13 protein-coding genes are annotated in these 13,212 nt (G+C 60.9%); 6 read left to right on the top strand and 7 right to left on the bottom strand.

The annotated features are described in order from the left end of the window. The first annotated feature begins 26 nt into the window (after window positions 1-26). Window positions 27-1,232 (top strand): lipase, encoded by a 1,206-nt coding sequence (locus tag EHW12_RS15180; RefSeq protein WP_030536368.1) that lies wholly within the window; start codon window positions 27-29, stop codon window positions 1,230-1,232. Window positions 1,233-1,305: 73 nt separating this feature from the next. Continuing rightward, window positions 1,306-1,779, top strand: a complete 474-nt coding sequence (locus tag EHW12_RS15175; RefSeq protein WP_003945009.1) for a DUF5709 domain-containing protein — start codon at window positions 1,306-1,308, stop codon at window positions 1,777-1,779. Here EHW12_RS15175 and EHW12_RS15170 read toward each other — a convergent pair. Beyond that, a complete protein-coding gene (locus EHW12_RS15170) occupies window positions 1,768-3,090 on the bottom strand; it encodes a GGDEF domain-containing protein (RefSeq protein WP_241198975.1) in 1,323 nt (440 codons plus the stop codon). The genes EHW12_RS15175 and EHW12_RS15170 overlap by 12 nt on opposite strands. A gap of 400 nt (window positions 3,091-3,490) precedes the next feature. On the opposite strand from EHW12_RS15170, the gene EHW12_RS35250 reads away from it, so the two are divergent. Both EHW12_RS35250 and EHW12_RS35245 read left to right on the top strand, forming a co-directional pair. After that, window positions 3,491-4,012 (top strand): hypothetical protein, encoded by a 522-nt coding sequence (locus EHW12_RS35250; protein ID WP_241198974.1) that lies wholly within the window; start codon window positions 3,491-3,493, stop codon window positions 4,010-4,012. 72 nt (window positions 4,013-4,084) lie between these two features. After that, window positions 4,085-4,318: a hypothetical protein gene (locus EHW12_RS35245; RefSeq protein WP_241198973.1), complete on the top strand. Its 234-nt coding sequence runs from the start codon at window positions 4,085-4,087 to the stop codon at window positions 4,316-4,318. A 7-nt stretch (window positions 4,319-4,325) separates the two neighbouring features. Here EHW12_RS35245 and galE read toward each other — a convergent pair whose 3' ends face one another. The 5 genes from galE to EHW12_RS15140 are packed head-to-tail and all read right to left on the bottom strand — an operon-like array spanning window position 4,326 to window position 9,722. Then, window positions 4,326-5,324 carry a UDP-glucose 4-epimerase GalE gene (galE, locus tag EHW12_RS15160; RefSeq protein ID WP_125051071.1) on the bottom strand — a complete coding sequence of 333 codons (999 nt, stop codon included), beginning with the start codon at window positions 5,322-5,324 and terminating at the stop codon, window positions 4,326-4,328. After that, window positions 5,321-6,451 carry a nucleotidyltransferase family protein gene (locus tag EHW12_RS15155; RefSeq protein ID WP_054188239.1) on the bottom strand — a complete coding sequence of 377 codons (1,131 nt, stop codon included), beginning with the start codon at window positions 6,449-6,451 and terminating at the stop codon, window positions 5,321-5,323. The genes galE and EHW12_RS15155 overlap by 4 nt, the downstream gene beginning before the upstream one ends. After that, on the bottom strand, window positions 6,430-7,308 hold the full coding sequence (locus EHW12_RS15150; protein ID WP_241198972.1) for a hypothetical protein: 879 nt from the start codon (window positions 7,306-7,308) through the stop codon (window positions 6,430-6,432). The genes EHW12_RS15155 and EHW12_RS15150 overlap by 22 nt, the downstream gene beginning before the upstream one ends. A gap of 7 nt (window positions 7,309-7,315) precedes the next feature. Beyond that, entirely contained in the window at window positions 7,316-7,588 is a 273-nt protein-coding gene (locus EHW12_RS15145) for a PqqD family protein (RefSeq protein WP_042919772.1), read from the bottom strand. 46 nt (window positions 7,589-7,634) lie between these two features. Beyond that, window positions 7,635-9,722 (bottom strand): glycosyltransferase, encoded by a 2,088-nt coding sequence (locus EHW12_RS15140; protein ID WP_125051069.1) that lies wholly within the window; start codon window positions 9,720-9,722, stop codon window positions 7,635-7,637. Between the two features lie 52 nt (window positions 9,723-9,774). Between EHW12_RS15140 and EHW12_RS15135 the strand changes: the two genes are divergently transcribed. Next, entirely contained in the window at window positions 9,775-10,086 is a 312-nt protein-coding gene (locus tag EHW12_RS15135; protein ID WP_125051067.1) for a hypothetical protein, read from the top strand. A gap of 421 nt (window positions 10,087-10,507) precedes the next feature. Here EHW12_RS15135 and EHW12_RS15130 read toward each other — a convergent pair whose 3' ends face one another. Continuing rightward, window positions 10,508-11,305 (bottom strand): metalloregulator ArsR/SmtB family transcription factor, encoded by a 798-nt coding sequence (locus tag EHW12_RS15130; protein WP_125051065.1) that lies wholly within the window; start codon window positions 11,303-11,305, stop codon window positions 10,508-10,510. Window positions 11,306-11,716: 411 nt separating this feature from the next. On the opposite strand from EHW12_RS15130, the gene EHW12_RS15125 reads away from it, so the two are divergent. Next, window positions 11,717-13,132, top strand: a complete 1,416-nt coding sequence (locus EHW12_RS15125; protein WP_003944885.1) for an NAD(P)/FAD-dependent oxidoreductase — start codon at window positions 11,717-11,719, stop codon at window positions 13,130-13,132. Window positions 13,133-13,212: the final 80 nt, after the last annotated feature.

Genomic DNA, 13,212 nt, shown 5'->3' with positions numbered 1-13,212 from the left:
GTCCGGACGAGGGGAAAACGTTGAAACTGCGAACCACACGCGTGTTTACCGGATCGATGCTGACTGCCGCTGCACTGACTGCCGCACTGCTCTCCGGGGGGACTGCACAGGCCGATCCCGCATATCCGGCACCGGACCCGGACCCGTTCTACTCGCAAGCAGCTGCCGAGGGGACCGCCGGCACGCCGATCTCCGTGCGCCGGGCCCCTGACCTGATGACCTTTCCCGGCGTCGCGATCTGGCAGGTCAGTTACAGGTCCACGAACTCAGAGAACAAGCCTATTGCCGCGGTCAGCACGATCCTGGTCCCGCCGAATCAAGCACAAGACGGCCCGTTGCTCTCGTATCAGCACATCGTCAATGCACTCGGTACGGGATGTGCGCCATCTCGCGCGCTTTACGCATCGGATCCCAACATCGTCATCCGTGAAGCGCCCATCCTCAACGTCGCGCTGCAACGTGGATGGACCATTGCCCTTCCCGACCATCTCGGACCCAACAGTGCGTACGGCGCCGCGCGCCTGGGCGGACAGATCACGCTCGACGGTATCCGCGCCGTTCAGAAAGTCCCCGAATTGCGTAGTGGCGCCAGCCCTGTAGGTATTGCCGGCTACTCCGGCGGCGGCATGGCCACCGCGTGGGCGGCCGCACTGGCCCCGAGCTACGCACCCGAGGTCAACCTTGTCGGTGTAGCCGAGGGCGGCGTCCCGATGAATCTGTCCAAGATGGCAAACGGCCTCGGACAGGATCCGCACCCGGCATTCGGCCTCGCCTTCGCCGCAGCAATGGGCCTCGAACGCGAGTATCCCGACCTACTGCCGCTGAGCAACCAACTCAACGACCTCGGACGGTCGATGCGGGCCGAACTCACCAACGCGTGCACCAACGACATCCTCAGGGTCGGTGCCGGGCGCAGTGCCTCTCAGGTGTCGACGTCGACATCCTTGCTGTCCAGCCCTGAAGTGCGAAAGGTGATGGACGACAACAGCGTCGAACTCTATCCCGGTGTGCCGACTGCCCCGGTGTTCGAATGGCACACACCCGACGACGTTCTGATCCCCATCGATTCGGTGGTCAACACGATTTCGCGGTACTGCGCCGCCGGAGCCACGATTCAATCCCAACTGTTCCCCAGCCCGGACCACCTCACCACTGCGGTCCTCGGTCTGCCCACCGCATTCGAGTACCTACAGGACCGATTCGACGGAGTGCCGGCCCCGCGTTCGTGCTGAATGTCTCCGCAGTGATGTATCGAGCAGGCGCGGCACATGGCCAACTCGGTGTGCCCGTGGCATCGTTGATCGTATGAGCGACACGGATGACACCGGCGCGGCCGGCAATGGCGATTACAGTCTCGATCCCGACGACCAGCTTCAACCTGAAGACACTCTGATCGATCGAGGCGTCGACGACATTCTCGACGAGGGAATCTCACCACCGGAACGCCCACTGGGACTTGATGCCCACGGGTTGACCGGCAGCGAGGAATCAGCGGGGGAGACCCTCGATGAGCGCCTGGCCGAAGAAGAACCCGATCCGTACGCGTCGCTCGGAGATCCTTTGAAGGATCCCGCCGATGCCGACGAATTCGAACGGGAAGAAGAATTCCCGAACGGTGACGAAGTGGGTAACCGTCGGGTCGGGCGTCTCGTTGCCGAAGACGAGGGCAGATACGAGGACGAGGAAAGTGAACTCATTGCCGGAGACGTCGGAATCGACGGCGGCGCAGCGTCGGCAGAGGAAGCCGCGATGCATCTGATCGACGATTCAGAGGACTGAACGACCGCCTGACTGTTGTGGCTGTTGTAGCTGTTGATCGGTGAGAACGATGGAGTGGACGTGATTTCCACCCATTCTCTTGCTTTCGTACATCGCCGAATCGGCGAGGCGATGTAGATCGTGAACGCCACTTTCTGCTGCGTGTACGTCCGGCCAGGCGCCGTTGTGGATGGCTATGCCGATGCTTGTCGTCGAGATTGGTTCGCCTGTAGGGGAGTTCATGATGGGCGCGATCCGGGCCAGTAGATCGCCGACGTACGGCAACGGCATCATCTGAACGACGACGAACTCGTCACCGCCGATGCGCGCTATCGCCGCGTCCGATCTGGCCCAGTCGTGTAGTCGATAGGCCGTGCGCAGTATGACTCGGTCGCCGACGTCGTGACCGTAGGTGTCGTTGAAGTGTTTGAAATTGTCGATGTCGATCACCACCACCAGCAAGGACTGGTCGAGGCTGGATTTCGCTTGTAGTAATTCGGAAGTCCGCCGTGCGAGTCCGCGCCGATTCAGCAGGTCCGTCAACGGATCGAGTTCTGAGCTTTGAGCGTCGTTGCTCAGGAGCGCCAGAGCAATCTGCGTGACCACCGGTATGACAGTGATGACAGGAATGGCAAAGGCAATGCGTCCCAGGACGTCTGGAAGGCCAGAAGGTACATCGGTGAACACGCCGATGCTGGCAACAACGATGACCGCCCCGGAAAACAGCAGGTGCCACAGCTGAGTTCGAAGATTGTGAAAGAAGGCTATGTACGAGCCGACGAGCCCGAAGACGAGACATCCAAGCAATCTCTGATCCGGATTCGCCTCGGCCAGCACGATCACCGCAACAGCGAAGTCCCCGGCAACGACGAAGAAATACGACCTTTCACGGGTGGTCGCTACGACAGGCAGGGCAATTCCGCCGATCATCACAAGCACTGCGACGACGACGTCCAACGGAAATCCGATGGTCTGTACCGAATGAGTGCCCAGTCGCTTCAGCAGAATCGTGATACCCAGGAGGAAAACCAATACGCCGATGCCTATCCGAGTCGGCATCAGAATTCCGTTGTCGCGCAAGAATCGCGTGAATCGGTCAAACTGGTCTGGCACTGCGAGCCAGCGATGCACGACCTTGGGTGTGTCGCTCATCGCGGCCACTGACCATGAGAAGCGACCGGTCGAATACAACACATGCGGCGATAGTAGTCCGTGGCGATGACAATGGAACTGAACTCGCCTCCAGCCTGTCAACCATAATACGTCACAGTGACGAATTGAGGTGGGGTAGCCGGAAGTCGGTGAGACGTGTTTATCGGCATCAATCCACATCAGAGCACTTATTGGTCGTTCCTGACGTCCAGGTCGCGCGGCGTAGCCGCAGTCGCCGGCGAGGCCAGGCGGTGATCGGCAGCAATTCAGCCGGCGATCGCGGAGTCGCAATGGTCGAGTCGTGCAAGCCGGTCGCAGATCTCGGACTGAAACGCAGGAAAGCCGGCAAATGTACCGGCAGACAGACATGGGTGGGCGGAAACAAAGAAGGTTGCACGAACCAGGCGTGAGGCGGATATCGCCAGGTCGAGATTTTGCCGATAATCTACATTATGTCAAGTAATGGATATTCGAACGTCCCCCGTCAGCTTGTCCGCTAGCTTTTTACCCAGATGGATTCCGTTGCACTCGTCCTCGGTTCACCACGTGGCCGTCGCTTCTGTGCGAACGTCGGTTACGCATGCCAGCAGAAATATCCGAGCTCGAGATTCTGCACTGTCTTGCGTATGCCGTAGATTTTGCACGCTACTGGGAGCCGCCGGACGAAGAAGATCTGATCTTCGTCCGCCCTGAGGTGATCGCGGCATTGCGACCGATTGCCGAAGCACTACTCGACTCGCCACACACTGCCTGGTGGACCGAGCCGGTCGACCGTCTGAACCAGAATCTGGTTGAAAAGCGAAACCCTATTTACGGCTGGTCGGACCTACCCTTGCGGATTTACCGTGCAGAGGACGGCCTCGAACAGTGGCGTGCTGAGGCACTCGACAACGAACGTCAGTTTCTGGAATACCAGATCGAAGATCCGGACCGTCACATCGGAGGCGAATGGTGGTCTACCCCTATTGCCAACGGAACAACCGAAACAACCAGGGCCCGGGACGGTATCGGGGCCCTCGGGGTGATTCTCGAAGAAGACAGCTCCTCGAACGAGGCGCGGGTGCAGCCGGTAAGGATCTACGGCGCGCCCCGCATCTACTAGATCACCGGTCCGCAGGACTGGGCGAATCTGGTCGATACCTATCCCCTGCCAGTGCCCGCTTCACGTCGCTCCGTGTGGTACGACACAACCGGTGAATACCGTGACTGGTTCATTCCGGACTGGGTTTCGGTGTCCGCGGATTACGACGCCGTGCACCTGACCATGATGGCTTATCTGACCACGCCAGGTGTCGCGATCCCGTTGTCGGCCAACGCGGGGGCCACTGTGCTCGCCGGGTGGAATCCGGACGCCACCTTCTGGCTACGTAGCAACAACATCACCGTTGACGACGACCCGACGGGCTGACGTTCGGCTACACCGAGTTGAGCAGGTGCGGCCGCACTGCCAGCCACCGCGCGGTGTCCTCGATCCCCTGTTCCAGGGTGAATGTCGGAACCCACCCGAGTAGTCGCAACGCACGATCGTTCGATGCGTAAGCGCCGGCAGTGTCACCGGTGCGTCGGCCGGCAGCGACCACGTCGATATCTTCGCCGAGCACGTTCTCGAATGTGTGTACCAGCTCCCACACGGTCGTCCCCCGCCCGCTGCCCAGATTGACCACAGTCATGCGTGATGATTCAGCGGTGACCCGGTCGAACCTTTCCAGTGCTCGAACATGAGCGTCTGCAAGGTCCCAGACATGAACGTAATCACGCACTCCGGATCCGTCGCGCGTCGGCCAATCCGTTCCCGTAACCCTGAAAGGCGTTCCTGTCGAATATGATTCGAACAGCTTTCCGAGTGCGTGGGTCGGGCGTGCCGATGGTGTACCACTTCGCAGATCCGGATCTGCCCCGACGGGGTTGAAGTAGCGTAGAGATATCGCCGATAATTCAGTGGCCGCCGCAATGTCGTCGAGCATCGTTTCGAACTGAGCCTTGCTGTGCGCATAGGGACTCTGCGGTGCGATCCCCCAATGTTCGTCGACACACCCACCGTCGCTCGGCGCATACACCGCCGCAGAGGAACTGAACAAGAAGCGCTCACACCCGTTCCGAAGGACACTCGATACCAGCGTCAGCGACTTGGATACGTTGTTCTCGTAGTACCGCGCCGGGTTACTCACGGAATCTCCGACCACGATCAAGGCCGCACAGTGAACTGTCGCATCGATATCGGAATGATCTGCGAATACTTTGTCGAGCAGTTTCTCGTCCGCGATGTCGCCGCAGTAGAACGGGAATCTGTGCGCAAATTCGGCGCGGCCGGTCAGCAGGTTGTCGAGAATCACGACATCGATCCCGGCGTCGACGCACTTCGACGCGACGGTGCTTCCGATGAATCCCGCTCCGCCCGTGATCAGTACTTTCACGCCGCTCCCCCGGCATCTTCGACGGCAGTCCTCGCACGACGGACGAAGTGGGACACGCGTGAGCGGGCCAAGTCCCATCCACGTAGGTCGCGCCCGTCCCGGATGGAAAGCCGATCACGGTCGAGAAAGAGCGGCACCATGACCAGATCGCGGTAGAGCGAGTGCAGGCGTGGGCGATCCGCCAACCACAGCGTCCATCGCCACCACCAACGCGCCGAGATGGTCGTCATTCCGGTACTGACGCCGAAGATCGATTCCACCGCCGCCCAGTGGACGTTCACCGCCCGACGGACATCGCGTGGCAACTGGCGTCTGGAGAGCGTCACAGCGAGTTCCGGTTCGGAAGTGAGCAGGTACCCCACGTCGAAGACACTGTTCAACGACAAATCGGCTCGAATCAAGGCCCGATCGGCAAGCCGCGCGTGAGCGATGACGTGCAGCGTCACGTCGGCCATCGCAAGGCGGGATCCTTCTGCCTCCGAGCTGATTCCTCGGACCGCGGCCTCCCGGGTCAGCGCGTGACGGGCGAACCTCGGAAGTAAGTGCGAATGGATTTCGACGGAGCCATGACGGTCGTCGCGAAGGAGTGCCGGTTCCTGGTGATCGTCGTGATCGATGGAGTCGGAGTCCACTTCGTCGGGGCGGACCATTCGGTAGCCGAAATCGAGGATCGCGTCGTTGGCCGGAACGGCATGTGCAGGGTCGACGACCAAAAGGTCGATGTCCGTCATCCGTCGAGCTGCCGGGTTCGGCCAGATTCTTCGCTCGAGAAGGGCGGCACCCTTCAGTGCAACCGTCGGAAATCCGTTGCTGTGTAACAACTCTTGCAGTTCCACTCGTTGCGCGTCGAGGTCCGAGATCCTTATGGTGTTTCGGTGATGGACAAGGCTCAGCGTCAATTCCGGACTCGATGCGGTGGCCGAGGATTCCGACAGCATTTCCGCGAAGCTCGCAGGTAGGACCGATGCGAAGCCGGCCTCGACCGCTCGGGAGGCGAGCAGCGGCAATACCTTGTGCCTTACAGCGGCGTCGATGACTCTGGGCCAATCCTGCTGCGAACACAAGCGGATGACGTCGGCCCCACACTCGGGTTTCAACATGGAAATCAGGTACCGGGTGTCACGCATGACGCCACCAGTTCCTCCACCGTGTCGGCGCCGGTATCGCCGTGATGTCGAATCAGTCTGTAGCACGGGGCATTCGAGAGTAGAGCAGCGATGTTTCTCAGGGTCAATCTGTGGTTGTCGGACCACAGTGCGGATTGCTCGGCCAGCGACTGTATCGCTTGGGGTACGGGCATCGGAGCGAGTCGAGTCGGCCCCTCGTCCCATCCATCGAGGATCAGCACCAGGTCGATTCCGCGAACCGCCGAGCTGACGTTTCGTTCAGAAGGCAAGGTTGACGGGTCCAACGCCCACACCGGCGGGGCGTACGGAAGATACAGCGAATCGTGCGCTTTGATCTCCGGGAGGACGTCGAACGTACCGGCTTTGAGGTGAACCCGCCGCGGTAAGCCCACAGCTTCGGTACCACGAATGAAGACGCCTTCGTCAGCACGCAGTTGTGCACCCCGCATGGCAAGGGCGAGCGCCAAGGTGGTCTTGCCCGCCCCTGAATGCCCGGCGATCGCCACTCTCACACCGTTGCAGTCGACCAGAGCGGCGTGCAGGCGTGTCCACTGTCGGGCGTGCGCGGCCGTCATGACATCTCGGTGCACCGTGCGGTACACGCTCTCCGCGAGCTGGAGACCGTCCAGACCGATCAGCGTTTCACGGCTGCCGCTGATGGTCGATTCGATGGTGACGTCCCAGCGACCGAATGTCGCTCGATTCCGCTGAATCCGAACTTCGACGTTGTTGTCCGCAGGCCACGGGCTGGCAATCCGATGCTCGACGACACCGACCTCGGGTATGCGGAAACCGCGCACAATCGCGTCAACCCAAAGGTAGTGCGCCCGGAATTGTGGTACGTGGTTGCCTGTCACGGAATTCTCACACCAGCAGACGAGAGGTGCTCAGCCGTCCGTACGTCTCGTTGACTACCGACTTCGCCTCGTCGTCAGGGATCTCGAGCACTTCTGCCACGGCCTGGACAATTTCGCTGACGGTCCGGCCGTCACACAGTTCCCACACCAACGTCGCGACCGGGTTGAGGTGATGGGCAACCTCGCTGGAGCTGTCGTACAGCACAACACCGTCGGTGAGATCGTTGCTCTCCACCGTCTGAGAGCGTTGCGGTCTCACACCTTCGAGTAGTTCGGTCAAGATATCTCCTTGATTCAGCGAATCCGATTTCGTTTTGGTGGTGGTCTCACAGTGCGAAGCGTCGTGAGTATTCGGATTCGATTGCGCCCGAACGAATCAGGCTGCGTGTGGAGGCGATGCCGGGCGACAGCGTCAGGCACGTGAGCGCTCCCCCGGCACTCGCATCCACCAGGTAGTCGCCCAGAGTTCGGTAGTGACCCGCCCATTGTCCGAATGCTTCGGGATCTGACTCCGGATCCGCAATCTCGTCGAGAATTCGCTCGAAGGCGCGTGAATGTACGAGAACGGCGTGGACTCCACGGTTCTCAGGACTGGTGCGCAAGAGTGCCGAACCGTCGAGCAGAGCTCCGTCCCTCGATTTCGGGTCGTGTCCGAGGTGGACGACGTCCCAATCGCCGTGATCCAACTCTTCGCGGGCATGGCCAAGGATCGATGCGGCGGCATCCAGCAAACTGACGTCGTCAGCAGCGATGAGGACCGAATCCCAGCCCTTCTCAGTCGCCCGAGCGAGCGCACGACGCCACGAGACGGCAAAGGCCGCGTCCTGATTCATCGCGTCCTCGAAAGCCGACACTCTTTCCACCGCTGTTACGCGCGGTAAGCGAATGAATCTATGCCAGGACGCTTTCCATCTGTCGATGTCGAGATCGAGATTCACGACGGCAACACCGAGGTCCGACTCAGAATCCTCGACAACGGGGTTGGGTTCTCCCCCTACTCGGACAGGCGACAGTGGGCGATCGAGCACAACGTCGACTGCGCCTCGCTCGAGCAGATAAGCCGCCAGTGAGAAGTCGGACGGCACGGGTCCGTTGATCCTTCGTGAGAGTTCGTCTCGCAAAGTTCCGTATGTCGCCGCGCGAACAATCAGTGCAGCTCCGACCAGATCTTCGCCGTGTGCGTGGATGACAGCCGTATCGGCCTCGGCCGGGAGGTCGTCGACGATGTTCCGTAGCTTGTACATAACCGCGGGTTCGATCACGCGAATCTCGTCCAGAAAAACTACCGATTTCCACGCCAACAGAATGGCCTTGTCGATTCCGGCGACGAACGCAGACGCAGTCCTCCACCCATCCGGAGCGTCGTCCTCCGCCGGAAGGGCACGGTGAACGGTCAGTTCGATCGACTCGGCCTCCGCCAGGCATGAACGCCACGGAGCGACTCGGCCGTCGTCGCTGAGAACGACCACCCCACCGAAGACCAACTCGGGTCTCTGGACGCTCAGCTCGGCACGGCGACGAATCTCGGGATACGAATCACCGAGGTACCTGGAGAACTGACGATGGAGTGAGTCGAGATCCCATCCGACCTCACTCCAACCGAGCAGGTAATTGTGAACACGATCTTCCCAGTTTATTCGATACGGGACGCCGGCCGGGCGCTCGAACCGATGGTGCCAACCGAAGGCCGGAAGGCAGACGACCTTGCCGCCGTTGATCCGGAACTTCTCGTGGATGTATCCCTCTTCACCGCCGAATCCGGTGAAGTGCGAGTTCAATCCCGGCCATGCCTCACGCCTGCAGGCAAATGAGCCGAGGCCCTGCATGACGATCTCGAAAGGCACGTCAGGGTGTTGCTTCGCGCGCGAATCAACTCCCCACGAACCGAACATCCCGTTGCGCCACTTGGGGTCCATGTGGGTGGCCGCGATGTGCGAGGAATCCTGGGAGAGCATCGGTCCCTGGATCAGATCGTCGGTTTCCGGGTCCGCATCGAAATACGCCAGCAACGCCGACAACGATCCCGGTGCCAAGATCACGTGAGAGTCGAGGACAAGGACATACTTTCCGGTGGCCTTGCGGAACAGGACGTCCCGCACCGCAGTCGATCGAACGTCGGTGAACGGGATGTAGCGGAACCGATCGATGTAACCGGCAAACGATTCGAGCATCGGCGCCGGCAACCCCTCGGGGTTGTTGTCCAACAAGACGAATTCGACTCTGTCCAGAACCTCGCGATGATGGACCAAGATCGAGTGGATCGTGAAGTACGCGCCGTCGAAATCGTCGTAGGTCGCGATCGCGACAGTCAGATCGGCCGGTTCTCCGTGCGGCGGAGTCTCCTTCACCTGAACGGACCCCGCGCTCTGAAACTTCTTCAGAGCGCGGTGTAGCGCGACATCGAACTCTGTCATCGTCGGTGTTCCCCCTCGGAACCAGTCGCGTCGTGTCGGCTACGTAGGTTCCGTGGGATTCGTCGGCTGGGTCGGAGGGGTCGGGAAGGTCGGCTCGGTGCGAGTGGTTGGCACTGTCGGTACGGTTGGCACAGTCGGGACGGTCGGCTCCGTCGGCACAGTCGGCCCGGTCGGCTTAGCCGTCGTCGTTCCACCGGAACCTGAAGAGCTACCGGTTGATCCGGAACCTGTGGAACTTCCAGACGATCCCGAACTCCCGGAACTACCCGAACTGCCTGACGATCCCGAACTTCCCGATGATCCGGGGTTGCCCGGCTCGTTTCCGCCCGGCTGGTTACCTCCCGGAGTATGGCCACCGGGCTGATTCCCGCCTGGTTGTTCGCCGCCTGGTTGATTCGGGTTCTGCTGGCCACGACTTGGCGCTCCGGAGAGATTCGGCGTGTCTCCGGCTGCGAAGGCCGGCGCCGCACCACCGAGGCTGATCGACGTCACGACGGGCACAGTTACCGCCGAGGCCGCTAGAACTGTCTTGACGAACTTGCGTCGATCAACCGGAACATTCTGAAAAGCGTCGTCGCCCATAGTGTTTCTCCCATGCGTCCGAGACGAGGTCGTCCTCACTCGATGTCGGGCAAAACGCTAGCATCCTTCCGGCAACTTTACAGACTGAACCCGCCGAAATTTGGTTCTTATGCGAAGTTGAGACCGGACTGGGCCGGCAATTCGGACGGGAGTACGACAATTCCCTCCAGCACAGGGAGCACGTTTGTCCTGTTCCATCACCGTCAGCCGGCCGGCATCTCCCACGGCGCCACCGGAAGAGTGCTTCCGGTTTCGAGGTAGGACTTCAGGTTCGACAACACCGCCGACCATCCACCGGCCACCTCCTTGCGAGCCGATTCGTCCGCCAAATCGGTGTGCTTGACGGTCAGTCGCACGATCGCGCCGAAGGCTTCGATGTCGAAACTCACCCGAGAGATGTCGACGCCCGGTTCGCCGTTCGGATCAGCCCAGGTGGTGACCAACCTCGACGGAGGGTTGCTCTCGACTACGGTGCCGACTACATCGGCAATGTTCGAACCGTCGATCCGGCGGTGCTCCCAGGTCGATCCCGGCTGCCAGTCGGAGACGTTGCTGTGTCCCCAATACTCTGCGGTGGCCTGTGCGTCGGTGAGCGCTTTCCAGACGTTGTCCGCCGTGCTCGCAATGTAGGTGACGTACACAAAACTGGGCTTGTCGGCCATGGCTTCCTCCGCGATTTTTTTGACGGTACTGAGCGCATGAAGGCGCGGTACCTCGAACTTGTTGATCCACCGCTCTCGAATCTCCTCGAGCGCAACGGGATTGAGATAGTGAAGCTTCGCCCTCCCCTGTCGGACCGTGCTGATCAGATTGGCGTCCTCGAGCATGGTGAGGTGTTGAGTGACAGCTTGCCGACTCATGTCGAGGCTGTCGCACAGCTCGCCGAGCGACTGACCGTTGGCTACGAACAAGCGGTCCAGGAGAAGCCTTCGTGTGGGATCGGCCAGTGCTTTGAAGGCTGCATTCATCCGGTCGTTCACAACTTCACAATATGCAAGCATTTACTTGCATGTCAACGGTTGGGCGTGCCGGGTTTCGAAAGTTGGGACGGATGAGGTGTGATGTCTCTAGGCAGATGTGATCTGAATCCCGGATTACACCGTAAGAGAGGTTGGGCACATGGACTGGGCAGCAATTGGAGTGGGTGTCGGGTATGCCTCGGTGGCCCTGTCGATCCTGGTTTTCGTCGGCGGGTGCATCGCACTGTTCATCTTGTCCGTCCGCCAGTAGCTGACACCTCGACAAAGTGGTGATCACCCCGGGGTCCGGCCAAGCCGATCACCTCGGGAGTGATCACCCTCGAGGCCGCTTGATCGATTCGGACACACCGGCGCGCGTCGGACTGCTCGCAGAGAAGCTCGGCCGCGGTGGGACTACCGTAGGACTGTCGCCTAGAACTCGAGGAGTACGGAATGAGCATCCAGTCGGTTGAACCGCACCGCCACCGCGTAGTGGTGATCGGTTCCGGCTTCGGAGGATTGTTCGGCACTCAGGCTCTCAAAAAAGCCGATGCCGACATCACGATGATCGCGCGTACAACCCACCATCTGTTTCAGCCGCTCCTCTATCAGGTTGCGACGGGCATCCTCTCGGTCGGTGACATCGCTCCCGCCACGAGACTGGTGCTGCGCAAGCAGAAGAACGCACAGGTACTGCTCGGTGAGGTCGAGACCATTGATCTCGAGAATCAGACCGTGACCTCGCGCCTGCTCGAACGCGTCACTGTTACGCCGTTCGACAGTCTGATCGTGGCAGCCGGTGCCGGTCAGTCGTACTTCGGCAACGACCAGTTCGCGGAGTTCGCCCCCGGAATGAAAACGATCGACGACGCCCTCGAACTGCGCGGACGAATCCTTGGGGCCTTCGAACAGGCCGAACTGTCGGACGATCCCGCCGAGCGTGCGCGCTTGCTCACCTTCGTCGTTGTCGGCGCCGGCCCCACCGGCGTGGAGTTGGCCGGGCAGATCGCCGAGCTTTCCCGTCGAACGCTGGACGGCGCGTTCCGCAAGATCGATCCTCGTGAAGCGCGCGTCGTGCTCCTCGACGGCGCCCCTGCCGTGTTGCCCGTGTACGGCGGGAAGCTCAGCCGCAAGGCTGCCGAGACGCTCGAGAAGCTCGGCGTCGAGATCCAGCTCGACGCGATGGTCACCGACGTGGACAACGACGGTCTGATCATCAAGGAGAAGGACGGCACGCTTCGCCGTATCGAGTCGCAGTGCAAGGTGTGGTCCGCCGGCGTGCAGGCCAGCCCCCTCGGCAAGCAGCTCGCAGAACAGAGCGGCGGAGAAACCGACCGCGCCGGCCGCGTCATGGTCAATCCCGACTTGTCTCTGCCCGGGCACCCCAACGTCTTTGTCATCGGCGACATGATGTCGCTCGACAAGCTGCCCGGATTGGCTCAGGTTGCCATGCAGGGTGGCAAGTACGCGGCCAAGCAGATCAAAGCGTCACTGGACGGCAAGTCCCCGTCGGAACGAGTTCCGTTCAAGTACTTCGACAAGGGCAGTATGGCAACGATCTCGCGCTTCAGCGCGGTAGCCAAGGTGGGCAAGCTCGAGATCAGCGGCTTCATCGGGTGGGTTGCCTGGCTGGCAATTCACCTCCTCTACCTCGTCGGATTCCGTTCCCGTGCCTCGACGCTTTTGTCGTGGGCGGTGACGTTCTTCGGGCGTGGCCGTGCTCAGATGGCGTCCACCGAGCAGCAGGTCTTCGCGCGAAACGCGATGGGCGAGTTGGAGAAGAAGAACAAGGAAGCGACGGAGTCCGGCAGCGCTTCGAATGGCGAAGCCAAGAAGGCTGCCGGCAAGCAGCAGAAGGCCGCCGGCTGATCAACACCTGAGTGACCGGCGGAGGGCGGTTGTGGAGTTCAACTCCACAGCCGCCCTCCGTCATTCGATCGACTGCCGTG

The organism is Rhodococcus sp. NJ-530, assembly GCF_003860625.1.
In the GTDB taxonomy this organism is placed as follows: Bacteria; Actinomycetota; Actinomycetes; order Mycobacteriales; family Mycobacteriaceae; genus Rhodococcus_F; species Rhodococcus_F qingshengii.
The sequence above is the reverse complement of the archived record's forward strand: the minus strand, read 5'-3'. Positions and strand labels throughout refer to the sequence as shown.